28 protein-coding genes and 1 tRNA gene are annotated in these 21,026 nt (G+C 63.1%); 20 read left to right on the top strand and 9 right to left on the bottom strand.

What is annotated here, in order from left to right; all coding sequences use genetic code 11:
- Positions 1-9 precede the first annotated feature (9 nt).
- The gene (gene radC / locus ACS0VV_RS04470; RefSeq protein WP_483531527.1) at positions 10-729 is read right to left on the bottom strand and encodes a RadC family protein; all 720 of its coding nucleotides are present in this window, start codon (positions 727-729) and stop codon (positions 10-12) included.
- A 256-nt stretch (positions 730-985) separates the two neighbouring features.
- Between radC and ACS0VV_RS04475 the strand changes: the two genes are divergently transcribed.
- From ACS0VV_RS04475 to ACS0VV_RS04500, 6 genes are all read left to right on the top strand, one after another.
- Entirely contained in the window at positions 986-1,318 is a 333-nt protein-coding gene (locus tag ACS0VV_RS04475) for an AtpZ/AtpI family protein (protein ID WP_483531528.1), read from the top strand.
- A 57-nt stretch (positions 1,319-1,375) separates the two neighbouring features.
- Positions 1,376-2,131, top strand: a complete 756-nt coding sequence (locus tag ACS0VV_RS04480; RefSeq protein ID WP_483533498.1) for a F0F1 ATP synthase subunit A — start codon at positions 1,376-1,378, stop codon at positions 2,129-2,131.
- 49 nt (positions 2,132-2,180) lie between these two features.
- Positions 2,181-2,405: a F0F1 ATP synthase subunit C gene (locus ACS0VV_RS04485; RefSeq protein ID WP_048885460.1), complete on the top strand. Its 225-nt coding sequence runs from the start codon at positions 2,181-2,183 to the stop codon at positions 2,403-2,405.
- Between the two features lie 78 nt (positions 2,406-2,483).
- A complete protein-coding gene (locus ACS0VV_RS04490) occupies positions 2,484-2,978 on the top strand; it encodes a F0F1 ATP synthase subunit B family protein (protein WP_483531529.1) in 495 nt (164 codons plus the stop codon).
- Positions 2,971-3,504: a F0F1 ATP synthase subunit B family protein gene (locus ACS0VV_RS04495; RefSeq protein WP_483531530.1), complete on the top strand. Its 534-nt coding sequence runs from the start codon at positions 2,971-2,973 to the stop codon at positions 3,502-3,504. Before ACS0VV_RS04490 ends, ACS0VV_RS04495 begins: the two co-directional genes overlap by 8 nt.
- A gap of 120 nt (positions 3,505-3,624) precedes the next feature.
- Positions 3,625-4,185, top strand: coding sequence for a PepSY domain-containing protein (locus tag ACS0VV_RS04500; protein WP_483531531.1), 561 nt, complete (start codon positions 3,625-3,627; stop codon positions 4,183-4,185).
- Here ACS0VV_RS04500 and ACS0VV_RS04505 read toward each other — a convergent pair.
- The 3 genes from ACS0VV_RS04505 to rpsA form a co-directional block, all read right to left on the bottom strand.
- Entirely contained in the window at positions 4,182-4,766 is a 585-nt protein-coding gene (locus tag ACS0VV_RS04505; RefSeq protein ID WP_483533499.1) for a GrpB family protein, read from the bottom strand. The two genes, ACS0VV_RS04500 and ACS0VV_RS04505, sit on opposite strands and share 4 nt — an antisense overlap.
- Positions 4,703-5,461, bottom strand: coding sequence for a hydroxyacylglutathione hydrolase (gloB, locus tag ACS0VV_RS04510; RefSeq protein WP_483531532.1), 759 nt, complete (start codon positions 5,459-5,461; stop codon positions 4,703-4,705). Before gloB ends, ACS0VV_RS04505 begins: the two co-directional genes overlap by 64 nt.
- 209 nt (positions 5,462-5,670) lie before the next feature.
- A complete protein-coding gene (gene rpsA / locus ACS0VV_RS04515; protein ID WP_483531533.1) occupies positions 5,671-7,368 on the bottom strand; it encodes a 30S ribosomal protein S1 in 1,698 nt (565 codons plus the stop codon).
- Positions 7,369-7,769: 401 nt separating this feature from the next.
- On the opposite strand from rpsA, the gene ACS0VV_RS04520 reads away from it, so the two are divergent.
- Positions 7,770-8,279 carry an Mpo1 family 2-hydroxy fatty acid dioxygenase gene (locus ACS0VV_RS04520; RefSeq protein WP_483531534.1) on the top strand — a complete coding sequence of 170 codons (510 nt, stop codon included), beginning with the start codon at positions 7,770-7,772 and terminating at the stop codon, positions 8,277-8,279.
- A gap of 43 nt (positions 8,280-8,322) precedes the next feature.
- Positions 8,323-9,291, top strand: a complete 969-nt coding sequence (locus ACS0VV_RS04525; protein WP_483531535.1) for an acyltransferase family protein — start codon at positions 8,323-8,325, stop codon at positions 9,289-9,291.
- Between the two features lie 5 nt (positions 9,292-9,296).
- On the opposite strand, the gene ACS0VV_RS04530 is transcribed toward ACS0VV_RS04525, so the two are convergent.
- From ACS0VV_RS04530 to aroA, 5 genes are all read right to left on the bottom strand, one after another.
- Positions 9,297-9,917: a (d)CMP kinase gene (locus ACS0VV_RS04530; RefSeq protein WP_483531536.1), complete on the bottom strand. Its 621-nt coding sequence runs from the start codon at positions 9,915-9,917 to the stop codon at positions 9,297-9,299.
- A 3-nt stretch (positions 9,918-9,920) separates the two neighbouring features.
- Complete coding sequence (locus ACS0VV_RS04535) at positions 9,921-10,898, bottom strand: proline iminopeptidase-family hydrolase (RefSeq protein ID WP_483531537.1); 978 nt, start codon at positions 10,896-10,898, stop codon at positions 9,921-9,923.
- Complete coding sequence (locus tag ACS0VV_RS04540) at positions 10,895-11,176, bottom strand: CBU_0592 family membrane protein (protein WP_483531538.1); 282 nt, start codon at positions 11,174-11,176, stop codon at positions 10,895-10,897. The genes ACS0VV_RS04535 and ACS0VV_RS04540 overlap by 4 nt, the downstream gene beginning before the upstream one ends.
- On the bottom strand, positions 11,173-11,352 hold the full coding sequence (locus ACS0VV_RS04545) for a hypothetical protein (RefSeq protein ID WP_483531539.1): 180 nt from the start codon (positions 11,350-11,352) through the stop codon (positions 11,173-11,175). Before ACS0VV_RS04545 ends, ACS0VV_RS04540 begins: the two co-directional genes overlap by 4 nt.
- Positions 11,353-11,863: 511 nt before the next feature.
- Entirely contained in the window at positions 11,864-13,204 is a 1,341-nt protein-coding gene (aroA, locus tag ACS0VV_RS04550; protein ID WP_483531540.1) for a 3-phosphoshikimate 1-carboxyvinyltransferase, read from the bottom strand.
- Between the two features lie 147 nt (positions 13,205-13,351).
- On the opposite strand from aroA, the gene ACS0VV_RS04555 reads away from it, so the two are divergent.
- The 12 genes from ACS0VV_RS04555 (at position 13,352) to rplS (ending at position 20,967) form a co-directional block, all read left to right on the top strand.
- Positions 13,352-13,669, top strand: coding sequence for a TIGR02300 family protein (locus tag ACS0VV_RS04555; RefSeq protein WP_483531541.1), 318 nt, complete (start codon positions 13,352-13,354; stop codon positions 13,667-13,669).
- Positions 13,670-13,747: 78 nt separating this feature from the next.
- Positions 13,748-13,823: transfer RNA gene (locus ACS0VV_RS04560), tRNA-Ala, on the top strand.
- 341 nt (positions 13,824-14,164) lie between these two features.
- Entirely contained in the window at positions 14,165-15,616 is a 1,452-nt protein-coding gene (ffh, locus tag ACS0VV_RS04565) for a signal recognition particle protein (RefSeq protein ID WP_483531542.1), read from the top strand.
- Between the two features lie 42 nt (positions 15,617-15,658).
- Complete coding sequence (rpsP, locus tag ACS0VV_RS04570; protein WP_483531543.1) at positions 15,659-16,153, top strand: 30S ribosomal protein S16; 495 nt, start codon at positions 15,659-15,661, stop codon at positions 16,151-16,153.
- Between the two features lie 126 nt (positions 16,154-16,279).
- Positions 16,280-16,789 carry a ribosome maturation factor RimM gene (gene rimM / locus ACS0VV_RS04575; protein WP_483531544.1) on the top strand — a complete coding sequence of 170 codons (510 nt, stop codon included), beginning with the start codon at positions 16,280-16,282 and terminating at the stop codon, positions 16,787-16,789.
- Between the two features lie 4 nt (positions 16,790-16,793).
- On the top strand, positions 16,794-17,348 hold the full coding sequence (locus ACS0VV_RS04580; protein WP_483531545.1) for a glycine-rich domain-containing protein: 555 nt from the start codon (positions 16,794-16,796) through the stop codon (positions 17,346-17,348).
- Complete coding sequence (locus ACS0VV_RS04585; protein WP_483531546.1) at positions 17,348-18,184, top strand: TIGR04222 domain-containing membrane protein; 837 nt, start codon at positions 17,348-17,350, stop codon at positions 18,182-18,184. The genes ACS0VV_RS04580 and ACS0VV_RS04585 overlap by 1 nt, the downstream gene beginning before the upstream one ends.
- Before the next feature lie 22 nt (positions 18,185-18,206).
- Complete coding sequence (locus ACS0VV_RS04590; RefSeq protein ID WP_483531547.1) at positions 18,207-19,163, top strand: carbon-nitrogen hydrolase family protein; 957 nt, start codon at positions 18,207-18,209, stop codon at positions 19,161-19,163.
- 189 nt (positions 19,164-19,352) lie between these two features.
- The gene (locus ACS0VV_RS04595) at positions 19,353-19,475 is read left to right on the top strand and encodes a hypothetical protein (RefSeq protein ID WP_483531548.1); all 123 of its coding nucleotides are present in this window, start codon (positions 19,353-19,355) and stop codon (positions 19,473-19,475) included.
- On the top strand, positions 19,466-19,768 hold the full coding sequence (locus ACS0VV_RS04600; RefSeq protein ID WP_483531549.1) for a hypothetical protein: 303 nt from the start codon (positions 19,466-19,468) through the stop codon (positions 19,766-19,768). The genes ACS0VV_RS04595 and ACS0VV_RS04600 overlap by 10 nt, the downstream gene beginning before the upstream one ends.
- Positions 19,765-20,589 (top strand): tRNA (guanosine(37)-N1)-methyltransferase TrmD, encoded by an 825-nt coding sequence (gene trmD / locus ACS0VV_RS04605; RefSeq protein ID WP_483531550.1) that lies wholly within the window; start codon positions 19,765-19,767, stop codon positions 20,587-20,589. Before ACS0VV_RS04600 ends, trmD begins: the two co-directional genes overlap by 4 nt.
- 12 nt (positions 20,590-20,601) lie before the next feature.
- A complete protein-coding gene (gene rplS, locus ACS0VV_RS04610) occupies positions 20,602-20,967 on the top strand; it encodes a 50S ribosomal protein L19 (RefSeq protein WP_483531551.1) in 366 nt (121 codons plus the stop codon).
- The last annotated feature ends 59 nt before the right edge of the window (positions 20,968-21,026 follow it).

A 21,026-nucleotide genomic window follows, 5' to 3' on the forward strand; every position in this document is an offset into this window, starting at 1 on the left:
GCCTTTGCCCTATATTACGCCTTTAGCGCGCAAACTGATATGGCCCTCGCGCCCGACGATCACGTGATCGTGCACGGTGATGCCCACGTGCCGACCTGCCTCCGCAATGGCCTTGGTGATCGCAATATCGGCGCGGCTGGGTTCGGGATTGCCGCTGGGGTGGTTGTGCACGAGGATCAGCGCACTCGCGCCGCAATCGAGCCCGCGGCGGATGACTTCGCGCGGATGGATCGCGGCCTCGTCCACGGTGCCATCGCCCACGTGATGATCGAGCAAAAGGCGGTTCTTCGCATTGAGATAGAGCACGCGCACGCGCTCCACTGTCAAATGCGCCATATCGATCGCCAGATAATCGAGCAGCGCTTGCCAGCTGCCGAGCACCGGCTTGTCCGCCACTTCGCTGCGCGCCATGCGACGGGCGACGAGCGCGGCGATCTTGATCTGGCCGACGCTCGCATCCGAAACGCCCTTGACCTGTTTCAACGCGCCGGGATCGGCGTTCAGCACGGCTGATAGAGAGCCGAACCTTGCAAGAAGCGCCTTGGCCTGCGGCTTGGTGTCCCCCCGCGCCAAAGCGCCGAACAGCAGATATTCGAGCACTTCGTAATCTGCTAGAGCCTCCGCCCCGCCGGTGAGCAGCCGTTCGCGCAGCCGCGCGCGGTGGCCGGCGGCGCCCGATGGTTTGGGTGCGCCCCCCGCATCAGGGAAAAGAGATTCGGACTCTGCCATTCCTACCTCTCATATCGATTGCCCTGAGCTTGTCGAAGGGCTGCACTTCTTTTTCAGGTTGCACAAGCACCAGAAGAAAAAGCAATCCTTCGACAAGCTCAGGATAAGTGGGGGTTAGGGGATAAGCCAAAGGTCTAGGTCATGCCCATTTCCGGCCCTACACGTGTTGACTCGCCTACACCCCCCTTCTAAGGGGGCGGCGCCCTTGGCGGGCACCTCTTTGCCCGTGCCATATTTCTGTCTTACAGGAGCAGGCATGAGTGACGAGAAACCCGCACGGGAACCCATCGGTGAGGATGCGCGGATCGACGCGCTCGAAGCGCGGCTAAAAGCCGCACGCGAGCGGGAAGAGGAGCGCAACCGGACAACGGTCAAAGCCACCTCTGCCAGCGAGAAAGCGGGCAACAGGGCGCTGGCAGACCTGCTTGGTGGTGTTCTTGGTGGAGCGATTGTCGGATACACCGTCGGGTGGTTTTTCGACATCAACCCGTGGGCGCTGTTGGTGGGGTTGTTCCTCGGAATAATCGTCGCCTTCAGGAATATTATTCGCAGTTCCAGCAGTGGGCCTTCCGGGCCGACTGACAGCTAGAAGCGCAAGGGAAGCAATCACGTGGCAGGCGAAGCCGAAGCTGGCAAAGTCGACCCCATGCACCAGTTCACTGTCGAGCCGCTGCTCGGACAGGACTGGAATATTGCCGGGTTCAACATTGCTTACACCAATTCCGCGATGTGGATGACGATCACCGCTGTGGTGCTGTTCGTCTTCATGCTCGGCGGAATGAAGCGCGAGCTGGTGCCCGGCCGCTGGCAGATGATGGTGGAAACCTTCACCGGCTTCATCGACGATATGCTGGAAGCGAATATCGGCAAGGAAGGGCGCAAATATGTGCCCTATATCTTCAGCCTGTTCATGTTCATTCTCTTCGCCAACCTGCTCGGCCTGCTGCCGCTGGGCATTGTCGGCGTACACCCGTTCACTTTCACCAGCCACTTTACCGTTACCGGCGTGCTGGCGATTATGAGCTTTGCCATTGTGCTGATCGTCGGCTTCTGGAAGCACGGCCTGCACTTTTTCAGCCTGTTCGTGCCGTCGGGCACGCCGCTGCCGATGGTTTTTGTGATCGCGCCGATCGAGTTCGTCTCGTTCCTGTTCCGCCCCTTCAGCCTCGCGCTGCGACTGTTCGTGGCGATGATGGCGGGTCACATCCTGCTGAAAGTGCTGTCGGGCTTCGTCATCAATGGCGCCAATGCCGGGATCGGTATCGGCGCGCTGGTGAGCGTACCCAGCTTCGTGCTGATGATCGGCATTTCCGCGCTGGAAATTCTGGTGGCAGGCATTCAGGCCTACGTTTTCGCGTTGCTGACGTCGCTGTATATCAACGACGCCGAGCATCTGCACTAATTTCGTTATTTCAATCAATTACTCGTTTTACCTCTGAAAGGATAATCAAATGGATCTCGAAGCTGCCAAGATGGTTGGTGCCGGTCTCGCTGCTATCGGTGCGGGCATGGCTGCACTGGGCGTGGGTAACGTGTTCGGCTCGTTCCTCGAAAGCGCGCTGCGCAATCCGGGTGCTGCAGACGGCCAGCAGGGCCGCCTGTTCATCGGCTTCGCCGCAGCCGAACTTCTCGGCCTGCTGGCCTTTGTTGTGGCGATGATCATCCTCTTCGTCTGATACGATTTTCGCCGGTCGGGCGGTTCGCGTCCGGCCGGTTTTTGAACTTGCACTCGCGTTTACAGGCGGAATCCGTCCATGCCCCAGATAGATCAAATGTTCGAGATCTGGTCCAGCCAGCTCTTCTGGCTGCTGATCACTTTCGGCTTCGTGTTCTTTGTTATCGGCAAGGGCATGGTGCCCAAGGTGATGGACACGGTTGGAATGCGTGACCAGCAGATTGCCGACGATCTGGCTGCGGCGCAGGCGTCGCGTGACGCCGCCGACGCGGCGGAAGAAGCCTGGCGCCAGCGCGAGAATGCTAACCGTGAAGCGGCGCAGGCGCTGGTGATCGAAGCCAAGGCGAAGGCGCAGGCCTCGACCGAAGCCAAGCTCGCCAAGGTGCAGGCGGGGATCGACGCTCAGCTTGAAGAAGCCGAGCAGCGCATTGCTGCCAGCCGCGCCGAAGCTGCTGCCGAGATCGAAGGCGTTGCAGCCGAAGCTGCGCAGGACATTGCGGCACGTCTGGCCGGGGTGAAGGTCACCAAGACCGCCGCCAAGTCCGCCGTGAAGGAGGCGATGCGCCATGCTTAATCTGCTCACCGCAGCGGCTGAAACCGCCAGCGCGCATTCGGAACCGACCTTTGCCGGTCTGGAGCCCTATCAGTGGGTTTCGGTAGCGATGGCCGTATTGCTGCTGTTCGTCTTCTTCGGCGCGAAGGTTCACCAGACCATCGCAGGTGGCCTCGACGCCAAGATCAAGGCGATCCGCGACAACCTTGAAGAAGCCAAGCAGCTCCGCGCCGAGGCCGAGGCACTGCGGCAGGAATATGCCGACAAGATCGCTGGTGCCGAGAAAGACGCCGAGGCGATGCTCGAAAACGCACGCCGCGAAGCCGAAGGCATTGTCGCCAAGGCCGAAGAAGACACCGCCGCGATGATCGCCCGCCGCGAACGTATGGCGCAGGACAAGATCGCCGCGGCAGAGCGTCAGGCTGTGGCCGAATTGCGCGCCAAGGCCGCTGATGCCTCCACCGCCGCGGCCGCCAAGCTGATTGCCGGCAATCACGATGCCGCCGCCGACAAGGCGCTGGCCGACGAGATGATCGGCAACCTCTAGGCTGCCTGCGACATTCTGCGACAATAAAAGCGCGCCTGATCTGCGGATTTGGCGCGCTTTTTTGTTGGCATTAATGCCGATGCTGCTAATGCGAGCGAATTGCAATAAGGGTCTCACGTAATGAATCGCGCTTTCCTCACCAAGCTCCACCTTGTCGCTGCGGCATTTATGTTTCCGGCGGTGCTGATGTTCCTCGTCACCGGTGCGCTCTACACCTGGGGCAATAAGGGCGAGTGGATCGAGAGCACGCAGTCCGTCACCCTCTCGCAGCCCTATTCCGAGCTGGACGAGGCGGGGCTGCGCGCTGCGGCTATCGACGCGCTTGAAGCCTCCGGCCTGCCTGCGCCGAGCGGTGAAGCTAGCGTCTCGGGCGAGGGTGCAGAGCAGAGCCTGACCTGGACCGGCGCCCGCAGCGAGGCGAGCGTTGCCGCCAGCGTCGATCCGATGGTCGCCGAAGTGGCGGTCAAAGAGGCGAGCGTCCACCGCTGGCTGGTGCAACTCCACAAGGCCAAGGGCAGCGTTTGGTTCAAACTTTACGCGACTGCGCTGGCGCTGGTGCTGTTCCTGCTTGTGCTGAGCGGGGTCATCATGGGCCTGCAGGTCAGGGCCCTGCGTCGCTTGACGATCACCGCGAGCAGCGTGGGCGCGGTGGCCTTCGTGGGGTTTGTCCTGTTGGGCTAAGGCCTGCCGGGGCCAGTCAGGGCCTCCTCCAGCAGGCGAACAATGCAGGCGGACTTTGCCGTCTGGTAGTCCGCCTTGATCGCGCCCGTATCCTCCAAGGCAGCGCGTTTCGCGGCGGCATACTGCGCCCGCGCGGTGTCGTGCGTGCGCAGGTAATCCCTGAACGCCAGATGCCGGGCTATTTCAGGGGCACCGATGGCGAAGGCGTGGAGGTGGTGGCTGCGCTGCCCCTCCCGATCGCTCTTCACGAAATAGCGGCGGCCCGCGATCCCGTATTCACCGCGCGCTGTATAACCCAAGGCGGCGAGGGCGGGCGTAGCCGCGTCCAGTGCTGCCAGAGTTTCCGCCTCCACCAGAATGTCGATCACCGGCTTGGCTATCAACCCGGGAACGGCAGTGCTGCCGATGTGGTGGATTTGCCCGCACGCTGGCCCAATCGCCGCTCTGATAGCCGTCGCCTCGTTTGCGAACCCGACAGGCCAGGCAGAGTTATAGGGGACAAGGCTGACCGGTCCGCTCAGAAGGCATCCTTCGCGGCCCGCAGCGCGGCGAACGTCTCGTGCGGAGCGGTGCCGCCCCAGCGGGCCATCATCTCCGGATCATCGGCGCGCAGGAAGGGGTTGGTCTCCAGCTCGCGTTCGAGCAGGAAGGGCACCGTTGCCTCGCCCTTCTGGCGCATGTCGCGCACCCATTTGGCGTATTCGTGAAGCGCATCATTGCCGGGGTCGGCATGCAAAGCGAAGGCGGCGTTCGCTTCTGTGTATTCATGCGCGCAATGTATGAGAGTGTCGGCAGGAAGCGCCTTCAACCGCTCCAGGCTTGTCCAGAACTGCTCAGGAGTGCCTTCAAACATGCGCCCGCAGCCAAGCGCAAACAGGCTGTCCCCGACAAAGGCAGTGCGCTTTTCGGGCAGATTGTAGGCGATATGGCCATTGGTGTGGCCGCCGACGTCAATCACGTCTGCGCGGATTGCGCCAAGCATCACGACGTCGCCGTGGCTGACCGCGCGATCAATCGTGGAAATCCGCTCCACTTCGGCAGGGGCGATGATTGTGCAGCCCGTCGCCGCCTTGATCGATGCATTTCCGCCCGCATGGTCGGGATGCCAATGGGTGTTCCAGATCTGCGTGATGCGCAGGCCCAAGGCTTCGGATACCCGCAGGATTTCGTCCGCATCGGGCGTGTCGATGCACACTGTCTCGCCGCTATCTGTGTCGTGGAGCAGAAAGCCGTAATTGTCGGAAAGGCAGGGGAACTGGTGGATGGCGAGGGTCATGCCGCCAGCTTACACATCCCCCAGATGTAGGAAAGGCCCGCCTGCGTTTCTCGCAGACGGGCCTTTCCTGATCGCTGCAATCATCGGTCGCTGAAAGCTACCGACAGAGGCCGACTGGCCGACCGCAGGTGCCGCGCAGCCGGACGAAGCCCGGCGGAGCGAATAGCACCGAGGACGCTCGCCCGGATGGGCGAGCGCCAACGGAAAGCTTACTCGCCCTTCTTCAGCGCAGCACCGAGGATGTCGCCCAGCGATGCACCCGAATCGGCGGAGCCGAACTGTGCAACCGCTTCCTTCTCTTCGGCGATCTGGTGCGCCTTGATCGAGAAGTTGGGCTTCTTCGAACGGTCGAAACCGGTGACCATGGCATCGACCTTCTGGCCGGTCTGGAACCGGTCAGGGCGCTGCTCGTCACGGTCACGGCCGAGGTCGCTGCGCTTGATGAAGCCGGTCGCGCCATCCTCGCCCACCTGCACTTCGAGGCCGCCATCGCGGACTTCGAGCACGGTGACGGTGACGACCTGGCCACGGCGCAGGCTGTCCGAAGCGCCGCCTTCTGCCGGAGCACCCTTCTCAAGCTGCTTCATGCCGAGGCTGATGCGTTCCTTCTCGATATCGACATCGAGAACAACGGCCTGCACTTCTTCACCCTTGCGGTGGAGAGCGAGGGCATCCTCACCCGAAATGCCCCATGCGATGTCCGACATATGCACCATGCCGTCGACGTCGCCCGGAAGGCCGATGAACAGACCGAATTCGGTCGCGTTCTTGACTTCGCCGGTAACGGTTGCACCCACCGGATTGGCTTCGGCGAACTCTTCCCACGGATTGCGCTGTGCCTGCTTGAGGCCAAGGCTGATGCGACGCTTGTCGGCATCGACTTCCAGCACCAGCACTTCGACTTCCTGGCTTGTCGAGACGATCTTGCCGGGGTGGACGTTCTTCTTCGTCCAGCTCATTTCCGAAACGTGGACGAGGCCTTCGATGCCGGCTTCCAGTTCCACGAAGGCACCGTATTCGGTGATATTGGTAACCTGGCCGGAGACCTTCGCACCCACCGGATACTTGGCGCCGACGCCTTCCCACGGATCGCTTTCCAGCTGCTTCATGCCGAGGCTGATGCGCTGCGTATCCGAGTTGATGCGGATGATCTGCACGGTCACGGTCTGGCCGATTTCGATCACTTCGCTGGGGTGGTTGACGCGCTTGTAGCTCATGTCGGTGACGTGCAGCAGGCCGTCAATGCCGCCGAGGTCAACGAAGGCACCGTAATCGGTGATGTTCTTCACGACGCCATCGGTGATCTGGCCTTCGGCCAGCTTGTCGATCAGCTCGCTGCGCTGTTCGGCGCGGGTTTCTTCCAGCACGGCACGACGCGAGACGACGATGTTGCCACGGCGACGGTCCATCTTCAGGATCTGGAACGGCTGCGGCATATCCATCAGCGGGCCGACATCGCGAACGGGGCGGATATCGACCTGGCTGCCGGGAAGGAAGGCCACGGCGCCGTCGAGATCGACGGTGAAGCCACCCTTGACGCGGCCGAAGATGCGGCCTTCGACGCGCTTGCCTTCGCCGAATTCGCTTTCCAGCTTGTCCCACGCGGCTTCGCGGCGGGCGCGGTCGCGGCTGAGCATGGCTTCGCCATCGGCGTTTTCGACCCGGTCAACGAAGACTTCGACTTCGCTACCGACGGTCAGGCCGTGATCGTCATCGCCACGGCTGAATTCCTTGAGGGAGATGCGACCTTCGCTCTTAAGGCCGACATCGATGATCGCCATGCCGTTTTCGATGGCGGTGACGGTGCCCTTGACGACACGGCCTTCGAAGCCGCCATCGGCGCCGCCGAGCTGTTCGTCGAGCATGGCCGCGAAATCATCGCGGGTGGGGTTGGCAGAAGTTGCCATAGGTGTGAGTTTCCTCGTTCATGTTTGCTACCGGCCACCGGTTTTACCGGGGTCTTTTCCCGCCTGCTGCGCACTATTGCGAGCCGTCCGGGGCAAGAGGCCGACATCCGTGCGGGGCCGAATGCCGCCGCCCGGGTTCTTTCCATCGGGAGATGCAAGGAACGGGGGCGCGCCTAGGCGAAAGGGCGGCGAAAGGCAAGCGGTTTGGGGCGGGCTGTGCAGGAGGCGGGCGGGCGCAAATCCAACGAACCTGTTACACCTGTTACACTGTCCTGAGGAGAAAACGGTGGGGCGCTTTCCGGCTGCGGATGAGCGGGGGGCAAGGCATGGCTGACGGATCATATGGCAAGCCTTGCACTGCGCGATATTCTGTAGGAAAGTCCGCGCATAAGGAGAGAGGCATGACCCTGGCCGAAACGCTCGCCAGCTACGGCGAATATCACCGCGACCACCGCAACGTGCTGACCCATGCGGTGGGCGTGCCGATGATCGTGCTGGCGCTCGACGTGCTGCTCGCCCGGCCTGCTCTGGGCCTTCCGCTGCCGGGCATGGCGCTGACGCCCGCGCTGGTGGTGAATGTGCTGGCAGCGGTGTGGTATCTCCGGCTCGATACGAAGACAGGCCTGCTGATGACGGCGCTGCTGGCTCTGTTCTATGCTGTGGGCGCGCAGATCGCCGCGATCTCCACGACGGCATGGATTGGCGGCGGGATCGGCCTGTTTGTCGTGGGCTGGGCGTTCCAGTTCGTCGGCCACTATTACGAAGGCCGCAAGCCCGCCTTCATGGACGACCTGCGCGGCTTGCTGCACGGCCCGCTGTTTATGACGGTGGAGGCGCTTTGGGCGTTGGGGTTGGCCAAGGGGCTAAAGGGCGACGTCGACGCATTGATGGCTCCCCGCGCGGCGAGCTGAGCGTTTCACGCTAACTTTACCATAAGTCGCTAGCCCGTTTCCCATGACGGGAAGACTGCACGGGCTGGAACTGGTGCGCGGCATTGCGGCGCTGTTGGTCGCGTGGTTTCATGCGGACTTTATTGCAGACTTCCCTTCGGCGGCGTCGGGGCTGTTCCACAAGGCCTATCTCGCGGTCGATCTGTTCTTCCTGCTCTCGGGCTATGTGCTGGCGCGCACCTATGAAGGGCGGATGCCGCGCACGCTCGATTTCACCCGCCAACGCTATCTTCGCCTGTGGGCACCTGTCGCTTGCGGGGTGGCGTTGGGGGCGATTTACTTTGCAATCGACGGCATGGCCCCGGGCGAACTCGCGCTCAATCTCGCTGCCGGGCTGGCGATCCTGCCGCTGGTGGGGCTGGTGATCCTGTTCAATCCACCCGCTTGGACGATCTTTTTCGAGATCGTCGCCAACATGATCCACGCGGCGTGGCTGCACCGCATTTCTGTCACCAAGCTGCTGGCCGTGGTGGCGGTGAGCGCGCTGGTGCTGCTGCCGCTGATGGAAGTGCGCGGGCTCGATGTCGGCACGCTGCTCGGCCTGCCGCGTGTGCTGCTGTCCTATTGCCTTGGCGTGGCGCTGTGGCGCTGGAACCGTGACCGTGTGTGGCTGCCTGCGGGCGCCGCTTGGCCGGCGGTGCTGTTCTACGTATTGGCGCTCGCGCTGTGGCCGGAATGGTTGAGCGGGGCGGGGGAGATTGCCTTTGTGCTGATCGTTCACCCGTTGCTGGTGCTTGCCGTGCTGGCGATGGGCGAGAGCGGCACCGCGCGGCTGCTGGGCGGGCTCTCCTTCCCGCTCTACGCGCTGCATTATCCGCTGCTGCTCCTGCTGGTGGGGGCGGGGCTGGGCTGGAGCGGCGCGCTGGCGGCGGCGATTGGCGCTGCGGCTTTGCTGGGAATGGCGGTTGACCCGCGCTTCCGCGCGCTAGTGCTGCGCCAGTTCCCGGCGAGGACGAAAAGCGCCGTTGTTTAGTCGCGCTAGTCGCGCGCGAGTTCCACCGCTGCAATCGCTGCGGCAATCGCTTCCTCTTTGCCGAGGGCGGTGGTGTCGATCACCCGCGCATCGGGCGCAATCCGCAAGGGCGCATCCTTGCGACCCGTATCGCGGGCATCGCGCAGGGCGATATCGTGCTCGATCTCGTCGAGCGTGATTTCCATCTCGCGCCCCTGCATTTCGAGCCAGCGCCGCTTGGCCCGCGCCTGCACACTGGCGGTGATGAAGAGCTTTACGTCCGCATCGGGCGCAATCACCGTGCCGATGTCGCGCCCGTCCAGCACCGCGCCACCTTCCTGCTGCGCAAAGGCGCGTTGGCGTTCGAGCAGCGCCGCGCGCACTTCGGGATGCACCGAGACGCGGCTGGCCAACCCGCCGGTCGCTTCGCTGCGCAGTTCAGGGTTTGCGAGCAGGCTGTCGGGAAAGTCGCAGCCCGCCAGCGCGTCCGCTGCGTTATCGGCATCACCGCCCGCTTGCTCAACCTGATAACCCACCGCGCGGTAAAGCAGGCCGGTGTCGAGGCACGGCAGGCCGAAATGCGCCGCGAGCGCCTTGGCGATAGTGCCTTTGCCAGAAGCGGTGGGGCCATCGACGGCAATCAGCACCGCTCAATCCTTCCGCGCCAGCCACGCGCGCAGGATCGCTTCGGTTTCAACCGGGCGCTCCATCGGGAAGGAGTGGCTTCCGCCCGGCACCACGGCAAATTCCGCACCCGGCGTCAGCGTCAGGAAATCCTGCACCGTATCGATCCGCGCTTCGTCATACTGGCCGATCATGAACAGGATGCGGCTGCCATCGACCTGCGAGAGCAGCGGCGTCCCGTCATAGCCAACCAGCGTGCCGCGCGCGGAAAACTCGCTCGGCCCCCACATCGTGTTGTAAATCTGCCCGTTGAACCCGCGCCCGTTATACTGCCCGAAATAGCGGCGCGCGGCGGGCGAGAGCGGCGGGCTGTCGGCGCGGCCGTTATAGGCGCGGTAGAATGCGGCGGTGGCCGCATCGCAGTTCATCCCCGGCTGCGCGCGCCCCGCTTCGCACGCAATCAGCGTATCGCGCACATTGTCGGGCAGGTCACGGATCAGCAGATTGGTGCCGAGGATCCAGTGCGGGGTGGAGATATAGGTGCCGCCGAGCACGGCGGAGGCGGTGTGCTGCGGATAGGCGGCGGCATATTCCAGCGCCAGCGCCGCGCCCCAGCTATGCCCGACGACGTGCCAGCGTTCCACGCCGAGCGCCTGCCGGATCGCTTCCAGCTCGTCGACAAACCGCTCCACGCCCCAGGTGGCAGGATCGCCGCCGCGGTCGGACATTCCGCTGCCGAGCTGGTCGTAAAGGATCACCGCGCGCTCGTCCGCCATGCTGAGGAGGCCGCCGAACACGGTGTGCGTGCCGCCCGGGCCGCCGTGGATGAAGATCGCGGGCGCGGCCTCGGCTTCCAGATCGCCATTGACCCGCACCCACACCTCGCCGCCATCAACCGCGACGCGCAATTCCTGATCGGGCGCGGACCAGTCGAGCGGATCATCCGCTTGGGCGACTGCCGGGGTGGCGAAGGCCAGTGCCGCAAAGGCCGCGATCCATTTCATGCCGAATCTCCCTTATTCTGCTGCTTGGAGCGATGCGCAGACCATGCCTTCCACAGCCCCCACAAGGCAATAGCCGCCCAGAACCCTTCAAGCACAAGGCTCGGCCAATTGGTGTGGACGAGCAGGCTGATGGTCAGCAGCGCCGCACCGGTGAGATTGGTGCCGTGGAGCACCCACGGATTCGGCTTCTCCACCGCCGTGAGATAGAAATAGGCCCCGATAATGCAGGCAGTGCCGAAAAATCCGATGATCGAGTAGATGTCGAGCGGGGTGGTCATGTGAAGTGGTAGCCGTCAAAGCGGGCTTCGCGCAGCATCCCGTCTTCGTCAAACCAGATGCGTATCCATCCGGGCCCAAGCGTAGCCTCGCAGTAGTTAGAGGAGTAGAAGACAAGTTCGGTATCGCCGAGAAATTCCTCGACGTTTGCGATTACCTCGTCCTGCGACCGAGCCATACCAATTCCGAGCGCCGATATGGGGCGATTGTCGAAATCTTCGGCGTGAACGCTTTTAACGACGAGCAGAGACCCTCGTTGGCTGGAGCCGAAAAAGTAGTGCCGTACGCCGGCGTCATCTCCCCATTGGCATTCCTCGAATTCGGCGCAATTATCTCGCAAGATTTGGGTTAGCCTGCTCTGCACTTCCTCCTGAGGCGTTTCGATTGGAATGTTCGAAAAGCTTTGATCAACACGGGCCTGGACCGGCAACGGCGTGTAGACGCCATCAGGCCAGAATTCCTCTTCAACGGTCAGAGTCTGGCTCGGCGTCGTCTCAGCCGCCGGTTCGGGAACGGATATGCTTGAGCAGCTAGCCAAAGTGCACGCGATTGCCAAATATCCAACTCTCATCGGCCAATCCCCCTGTCGTCACCCTGAACTTGTTTCAGGGTCCATTTCTGCCATGCAAGCAGTGCCAAGCGATCTGGCATGGATGCTGAAACAAGTTCAGCATGACGGCAAACAAAAATTACCCAGCCGCCGCCTCCGCCAGAAGCGCCTCGAACGTCGGGAAACTCGTCGCGATGGGGGAGGTGTCGTCCACTTCCACCCCGTTGCGGCTGGCGAGGCCTGCCACCGCCATGCTCATCGCGATACGGTGGTCGAGATGCGTCACTACGCTTGCGCCTTCCGGCGTGCCGGGGAGGGGATCGCCGCCGGTGCCTTCGATCACCAGGCCATCCTCGCGCTCTTCGACACGCGCGCCCGCCAAGGTCAGCGCGTTTGCCATCGCGGTGATGCGGTCGCTTTCCTTCACCCGCAGTTCTTCGAGGCCGCTGGTGGTGGTGGTGCCTTGCGCCAAAGCCGCAGCAACGAACACGACGGGAAATTCATCGACCATCGCGGGCACAACTGCCGGATCGACCTCGACACCGGTCAGCGCCGAGTGCCGCACGCGCAAATCCGCCACCGGCTCCCCGCCGACTTCGCGGCGATCCAGTTCTTCGATGCTCCCGCCCATATCGCGCAGCACGTCGAACAGCGCGGCCCGGGTAGGATTGAGGCCGACATTTGTAATCACAAGGTCGCTCCCCGGCACCAGCAGTGCGGCGACGGTGAAGAAGGCAGCGGAAGAGGGATCGCCCGGCACGGTGATGGTCTGTGGCTGGAGATCAGCCTCGCCGTGAATGGCGATTACGCGCTCCCCATTCTCCTCGCCTACTTCCAATTTCGCACCAAAGCCGCGCAGCATCCGTTCGGAATGGTCGCGGGTCGGCACCGGCTCGATCACGCGGGTGATGCCCGCCGTGTTGAGGCCTGCGAGCAGCACTGCGCTTTTTACCTGCGCGCTGGCGACGGGCAGGCGGTAGGTAATCGGCACGGCGGGCGAAATCCCGCGCAGCATCAGGGGGAGGGTGCCACCGGGCGAGGCTTCAAACGATGCACCCATCTGGCTCAACGGCGTAATCACGCGGCCCATCGGTCGTTTGGATAGGCTCGCATCGCCGGTGAACACGGCGCGGATCGGTTGGCTCGCGACGAGGCCCATCAGCAGCCGCGTGCTCGTCCCGCTATTGCCCATGTTGAGCGCGCTTTCGGGTTGGAGCAGTCCGCCAACGCCGACGCCGTGAATGCTCCACGTCCCGTCCGCCTCGTGCGCAATCGTCGCTCCCATCGCGCGCATCGCGGCGGCGGTCGCCAGCACATCCTCGCCTTCGAGCAGGCCCGTCACCCGCGTTTCGCCCACCGCCAAAGCGCCCAGCATCAATGAGCGGTGACTGATCGATTTGTCGCCCGGAACGGCAATCCTCCCGGTCAGCGCGCCTTGCGCGGCAAAGCGTTTGGGCGAAGGGGTATTGGAATGGCTCACATCTTTACCTAGCTATCGAAACCGCACGCGGCTTTGACAGTGCCATAGGGCTATGGCAAGGCGCGCCACCTCGCGAATCCGCCTATTGGCAAATCGCATACGAATTTCCCGGATTATCGGTCCGGACGAACCAAGGACACGAGTAACATGGTCAAGCCAGAATGGGGCGCAAAGCGCAACTGCCCCAAATGCGGTGAACGCTTCTACGATCTGGGCAAGGATGACCCGGTCACCTGCATCGAATGCGGCAATGAATGGACGCCCGAGCCCGTGCTCAAGTCCAAGCAGCCGATTCCGTTCGAGGAAGAGAAGAAGAAAGACGCAGAAGCCGATTCGGATCTGGCCGATGACGATCTGGAAGATATCGACGATGACGGCGATTCGCCCGACAATGACGTCGATCTCGGCGGCGATGATGATCTTGGTGTCGACACCGGCGACGCCGAAGGTGACGAGGAAATCTGATTTTGCACTTGCGCTGGGGGCGGCGCGCTCATAAAGGGCTGCCTCCGCGCCCCATTGGGGTGCATACAGAATTGGCATGGGGCCTTAGCTCAGCTGGGAGAGCGCAACACTGGCAGTGTTGAGGTCAGCGGTTCGATCCCGCTAGGCTCCACCATTTCATCGCCTTGTGGCCCTGAGCTTGCTGCAAATGGCGGTTTCGTGCGCTTCCGGTGCTCACGGCCTGAATGGCCGCTGCGCGCCGGTTCTCCGAACCCACCATTTTCGCTGGCGCTCAGAACCACAAATTGACGAAATGGATTTCAGACATATTCCTCGTCATTGCGAGGAGCGAAGCGACGCGGCAATCCAGTCCGGCGCTTTGGTTAGGGCAAGACGGTTCCTCTTTCGGAATCGCACGCTGGCCGACGAGTTTTCGTCCGCCGGCGTTTTTGGCATTTGGCTTCCTTCTCCCCATATGGGTCGGGTGGGACGTCAAATTGAGGAGTAGCGACGCGGATGTTTGATACGCTGTCTGATCGTTTGTCCAACGTCTTCGACCGCCTGCGCGGCCGCGGGGCGTTGAGCGAACAGGACGTGCGCGACGCCATGCGCGAAGTGCGCGTCGCCTTGCTCGAAGCCGATGTCGCATTGCCCGTCGCCCGTGACTTTATCAACCGCGTTACCGAGCGCGCCGTCGGGCAGGAAGTGCTCAAATCGGTCACGCCGGGCCAGCAGGTCATCAAGATCGTCAATGACGAACTGATCGCCATGCTCGGCGGCGATGAAGACAGCGCGGGCGAGGCGCAGCCGCTCAATCTCAACGTCACCCCGCCGGCCGTCATCATGATGGTTGGCTTGCAGGGTTCGGGCAAAACCACCAGCACCGCCAAGATCGCCAAGCTGCTGAAGGACAAAGAGGGCAAGAAGGCCATGATGGCCTCGCTCGATGTCAACCGTCCGGCAGCGCAGGAACAGCTTGCCGTGCTGGGCGAGCAAGCGGGTGTGGCGACGCTCCCGATTGTTCCCGGCCAACAGCCGGTCGATATCGCCAAGCGCGCGCTGAACGCCGCCAAGCTGCAGAATATCGACGTGCTGCTGCTCGACACCGCAGGCCGCCTGCACGTTGACGAAGCGCTGATGGCCGAGATGAAGGCTGTCGCAGGCGAGGCCGATCCGGCCGAAGTGCTGCTCGTCGTCGACAGTCTGACCGGTCAGGACGCGGTCAATGTCGCGCAAAGCTTTACCGATGAAGTTCCGCTGACCGGCGTCGTCCTCACCCGTATGGACGGCGATGCACGCGGCGGCGCGGCGCTGTCGATGCGCGCCGTCACCGGCAAGCCGATCAAGTTCGCCGGCACGGGCGAGAAGCTCGATGCGATCGAGCGGTTCCATCCGGGCCGCGTGGCTGACCGCATCCTCGGCATGGGCGATGTCGTCAGCCTCGTCGAACGCGCTGCCGAAACGATCAAGGCGGAAGACGCCGAAGAGCTCGCGCAGAAGATGATGGCGGGCAAGTTCGACCTCAACGATCTGCGCAAGCAGCTGCAACAGATGCAGAGCATGGGCGGGCTGGGGATGCTTGCAGGCATGATGCCGGGCATGAAAAAGGCCAAGGCAGCGATGCAGGCCAGCGGCATGGACGACAAAGCGCTTGTCCACATGGACGCGATCATCGGCTCCATGACCAAGAAGGAACGCGCCAATCCTGCACTCCTCAATGCCAAGCGCAAGAAGCGCGTTGCGGCGGGCAGCGGGCGCAGCGTGCAAGAGGTGAACAAGATCCTCAAAATGCACCAGGAAATGGGCCGCGCGATGAAGCAGATCCGCAAGATGGGCGGCATGAAGGGCCTTGCCGCCATGTTCGGCGCGGGCGGCGGCGGTGGTGGCGGAATGCCGCAACTGCCCGGAATGGGCGGTGGCATGGGCGGCCTTCCGCCCGACATCCAGAATTTATTGGGCAAGAAGTAATTTTCATCAATTCATACGTTTAAACTCGAAAGGTAATCTACAATGGCAATCGCAATCCGCCTCGCTCGTGGCGGCGCAAAGAAGCGTCCTTATTACCGCATCGTGGCTGCTGACAGCCGCCGTGCGCGTGACGGCAAGTATCTGGAGCAGCTGGGCACCTACAACCCGATGCTCGCCAAGGATGATGCCAACCGCGTCAGCCTGAACGAAGAGCGCATCAAGTACTGGCTTGGCGTCGGCGCACAGCCGAGCGACCGCGTGCACCGTTTCCTCGATGCCGCCGGCATTCTGGAGCGCGCGCCGAAGAACAACCCCAAGAAGGGTGAACCGGGCGAAGCTGCCAAGGAACGCGCAGAGGAAAAGGCCGCCAAGGCCGCTGAAGCCGAAGAAGCCGCCAAGGCTGCCGAGGAAGAAGCCAAGGCCGCTGCCGAAGCTCCGGCTGAAGAAGCACCTGCTGAAGAAGCTGCGGCCGAAGAGGCCCCTGCTGCCGAGGAAGCTCCTGCTGAGGAAGCTGCTGAAGAGAAGTCGGAAGACTGATCTCAAACTTCCGCTCATCCTGAGCTTGTCGAAGGATCGCTTTTTCTTTCTGACGATGTGCCATGCATCAAGGAAAGGACAGCCCTTCGACAGGCTCAGGGCGAACGGGTTTTGGGTCCAAAAGCCTTGGCTGAAAGCACAGACAAACCCATTACTCTGGCCGCCATCACCGGCGCACACGGGTTAACGGGTGAAGTCCGCCTCAAACTGTTCGGCGAGGGGCTGGAGGCGTTCAAGGCGCATACCAGCTTCGCGCTCAGCAAAGGCGGCGGCACGCTCACGCTCAAAAAGGTGCGCGACGACAGCAAAGGCGGCGCGATTGCGCGCTTTGCCGAGGTTGAAAATCGCACGGCTGCGGAGAAATTGCGCGGCACCACCCTATCCGTCCCGCGCGACGCGCTCCCCCCGTTGGGCGAGGGGGAGTATTACCATACCGACCTGATCGGCCTCGCCGCCGTCGCCGACACCGGAGAGCCGCTGGGCGAGGTGGTGGATGTGCGCAATTTTGGCGCGGGCGATATCATCGAGATCAAGCGCGGGGACGGCAAGACCTTCATGGTGCCGATGCGCGTGGAGGCGGTGCCCGAATGGGATGCGCAGCGGCTTGTGGTGAGCAGCGATTTCGCCGATATCTAGCCGCGTGACGGCTTTCGATGCACAGCTTTGGGCGCGGCTTGAGGGCTATCGCATCGGCCCCGGCGACGCGGCGCTTTCCTTTGCCGACCGCTTGGCGCGCGAGAACCGCTGGCCTGCCGCCTTCGCCCATCGGGTCATCCGCGAATATTACCGCTTCTGCTATCTCGCCCTGACCGCCGGGCACGAGGTGACGCCCTCCGATCAGGTCGACCAGGCGTGGCATCTGCACCTGACCTACAGCCGCGATTACTGGCAGCGCTTCTGCCCCGAAGTGCTCGGCGCAGAGCTGCACCACGGCCCCACGGCGGGCGGGCAGGTGGAGCGCAGCCGCTATTACGAACAATATGCGCAGACGCTGGCATCCTATGAGGCAGCCTTTGGCGAGCCACCGCCGCCCGATATCTGGCCGCCCGCCGCGCGCCGCTTTGGCAGCGATCCGCTGTCTTACCGCGTTAACCCGGCGGATGTAGTGACGTTTCCGAAGCACCGCCTCTGGCTGGTCTTGGCGGCGTTGGGCCTGGTGGTTATCGTGGCATTTCTTGCGGGAAGGAGCCTGTGATGGAAATCGGATTTTCGGCCTATTCGGGCGCGGATTTTCTCGCCTTTTACATCGGCCTGATTGTCGCGGCGGTGATCGCCGGATGGTGGATCCCTGCCTTTATGCGGCCCGACGGCAGCGGCGGCGTGCCCAAGCGGGCGGAGACACTGGCCTATCTCGCGGGCGGCAAGGCGCGCTTTTCCGAAAGCGTGGTCGCGGCGCTGTTCGGGCGCGGCGATTTGCTGGCGCTGGAAAAGGACATCGTAAAGGCTCCGCGCGCGGAGGGCGAGAGCGAGGCCGAGCGCAGTATGCTGGCGCAGATCGGCAGCGGCACCTGGCGCGAGGCAAAGCCCTCGCTGGCTGATCACGCCGACCGGCTCGACCGCGAACTGAGTGCGCGCGGTCTGCTGATTGCGCCGGAACACCGCCTGCAATTCCGCGCGCTGCCCGTGCTGCCCTATGCCTTCCTCGTGGCGCTTGGCCTCTACCGCATCCAGGCGGGCGCGGCAGAGGGGGAGGCGGTGGGCTTCCTCGTCATGCTGACCGCGCTGGTGACGGTGCTCGGCATCATCCGTTTCCTCAAATTCAACCCGCGCACGCGGGCGGGAGAGCAGGCGCTGGCCGAGGCGCAGGAGCGCGCCAGCCGCCTGAAAAGCGCACCGCGCGGCGCAGAGGTCGGCTTTGCCGTCGCGCTGTTCGGCACCGCCGTGCTGGTGGGCACGCCGTTCGAACCGCTCCACGCGATGCGGCAGGCGCAGCAGGGCGCCGATAGCGGCAGCGGCGGTTGCGGCAGTGATGGCGGCGGCGATGGCGGTGGCGGCTGCGGCGGCGGAGGATGCGGTGGTTGCGGGGGCTGACCGCTCGGCCTAAGCACGCGCTATGACCAAGCTAAACGTCGCCATCTGTCAGGCCGCACCGGTGCCGCTCGCCATTTCGGACGGGATCGACAAGGCTGTGCGGATCGCGCGCGAAGCCGTGGAGGGCGGGGCGCAGCTGGTGGCGTTTGGCGAGACTTTTCTCGGCGGCTATCCGCTGTGGCTGGACGAGGCTCCCGGTGCGGCCTTGTGGGATCATCCGGGCAGCAAGGCGCTGCACCGGATCCTGCTCGAACAGGCGGTGGTGCCGGGGGACGAGCGGCTGCTGCCCTTGCAGGAGCTGTGCGATGCCAGCGGCGCGGTGATTTCCATCGGCGCGCATGAGCGGGTGCGATCGAGCCTCTACAACAACCAGATGACCTTCCGCCCCGGACTGCCGGTGCTAGACCACCGCAAGCTGGTGCCCACCCATGGCGAACGGTTGGTGTGGATGCGCGGGGATGGCTCCACGCTAGGCGTGCATCAGGCCGAATGGGGCAATGTCGGCTCGCTCATCTGCTGGGAGCACTGGATGCCCTTGGCGCGCGCGGCGATGCACAATCTGGGCGAAAGCGTCCACGTCGCCGCATGGCCGACCGTGCGCGAAAGCTACGCCATCGCCAGCCGCCACTACGCCATGGAAGGCCGCTGCTTCGTGCTGGCGGCGGGGCTGGTGCAGACGAGGGACGATGTGTTTGACGGGCTGGAGCGGGCAGGTGGCTCTGTCGAGGGTCGCGAGCTGATTGAGAGCATCGAGGCGGACGTGATCAACCGCGGCGGCTCGTTGATCGCCGCACCCGATGCAAGCGTTGTCGCCCAAGCGGGCGAGGGCGAGGAGACGCTGTTCGCCGAGCTCGACCTTTCAATGCGCGACGAGGGCCTGGCAAGCCTCGACACCGACGGCCACTACTCGCGGCCCGATGTGTTTGAGCTTAGTGTCGATACGCGGGCTAAGGATGGGGTGACTTGGGATGGCCACTGATCTGACCGAAGCGCCAGCATCCGAGTTTGGCTGCATAGACTGCGGATTTGTTTCCCACACTCCGTGGTTTCTGGACGCGCTCGTCATGCTCTTGCTCTTGGTGCCGCTTGGAGCTTTCGCGATCTGGACAGGTGTACGCTTGCTCAAACTCGGACGTGAGCGACTGCGGAGCGAGCGGGACGAAGCTCAATGACCTTCGCCGCCACCATCCTTACGCTCTATCAGGAAAGGTTCCTCGGCCGCTATTCGCGGCTCGATGTGTTCGAGTTGAGCGTCGATACGCGGTCGAAGGATGAGGTGAGATGGATATAATCATCATCTTGCTGTTAGGCTCTGCACCGCTGTCAGTTGCCATACTGACACTTTTGAAAAAGTCTGAGCGGTTCGGCCAACTCGCTTTGCTTTGGGCTTTGCTTTTCAACGCGCTTGTCATTCCGCTTTCGGCATTCGCCTTTCTCCTAGTACGACCGATTGACGGGCCGGGCGAAGGTTTGGAGAGTCTCTTTGGAATGCTTCTCACCTTACCGATGATGTTTATTGGCGCGATTGCTACGCTCGTTGCAGATTACTTCCAGCGCAAAGACGCGGGTGAAGATCAGCTATGACCTTCTCCGCCACCATCCTCACGCTCTATCCGGAGATGTTTCCCGGGCCGCTGGGTGTCTCGCTTGCAGGGCGCGCGCTCGAGCGGGGGGACTGGTCGTGCGAGACCGTCCAGATCCGCGATTTCGCCATCGACAAGCATCGCACGGTGGATGATACGCCTGCCGGGGGCGGGGCAGGGATGGTGCTGAAGGCGGATGTGTTGGCGCGGGCTTTGGATAGCGTGGCCGGAAAGCCCCTTCCTTTGGGGGAAGGGGTTGGGGATGGGGGTTCTGCGCCAGAAATCTCGTACACCCACCCCTCAATCCCCTCCCCCAAGGGAGGGGAGGCAACAAGACCCATCCTCGCCATGACGCCGCGCGGGAAACCCATCGCGCAGGCACGCATCCGGGAGATTGCGCAAGGCCCCGGCGTCATCATGCTCTGTGGCCGGTTCGAGGGATTCGACGAGCGCCTTTTCGATGCCCGCCCCGATATCGAGCAGGTCAGCCTTGCCGATATTGTCCTCTCGGGCGGAGAGCCTGCCGCGCTTGCCATACTCGACGCTTGCATTCGCCTGCTTCCCGGAGTAATGGGCGCGGCCTTGTCGGGGCATGAGGAGTCGTTTGAAGACGGCCTTCTCGAATACCCGCAATATACCCGACCTCAGGAATGGGAAGGGCGCACGATCCCTGAAGTGCTGCGATCGGGGGATCATGCGAAGATTGCCGCGTGGAGGAAAGCCCGCGCGGAGGAAGATACTCGGTTACGCAGGCCCGATCTATGGGAGCGCCACGGTGGCACTCCGGGTCAGCCTGCCTCTGGCGTGCAGCGAGATACATAGGACAAACAGGCCATGAACCTGATCCAGACTATCGAAGCGGAAGAAATTGCCAAGGCTGGCAAGGACATTCCCGATTTCCGCGCTGGCGATACGCTGCGCGTTGGCGTGAAGGTTATCGAAGGTAACCGTGAACGTGTGCAGAATTTCGAAGGCGTATGCATTGCGCGCTCCAACCGGAGCATCAACAGCAATTTCACCGTGCGCAAGATGAGCTTCGGCGAAGGCGTGGAACGTGTGTTCCCGCTCTACTCGCCGATCGTCGACAGCATCACCGTGGTTCGCCGCGGCGTCGTGCGTCGTGCGAAGCTCTACTATCTGCGCGGCCGCACCGGTAAGCGCGCTCGCATCGCCGAGCGCCGGGAGAACGTGGCCAAGTAAGGCTGCGGGCTTCAAGCCAGTTTCAAAAGGGCGGTTCTCCGATGCGGAGAGCCGCCCTT

This window comes from Aurantiacibacter sp. KMU-128 (assembly GCF_056933515.1).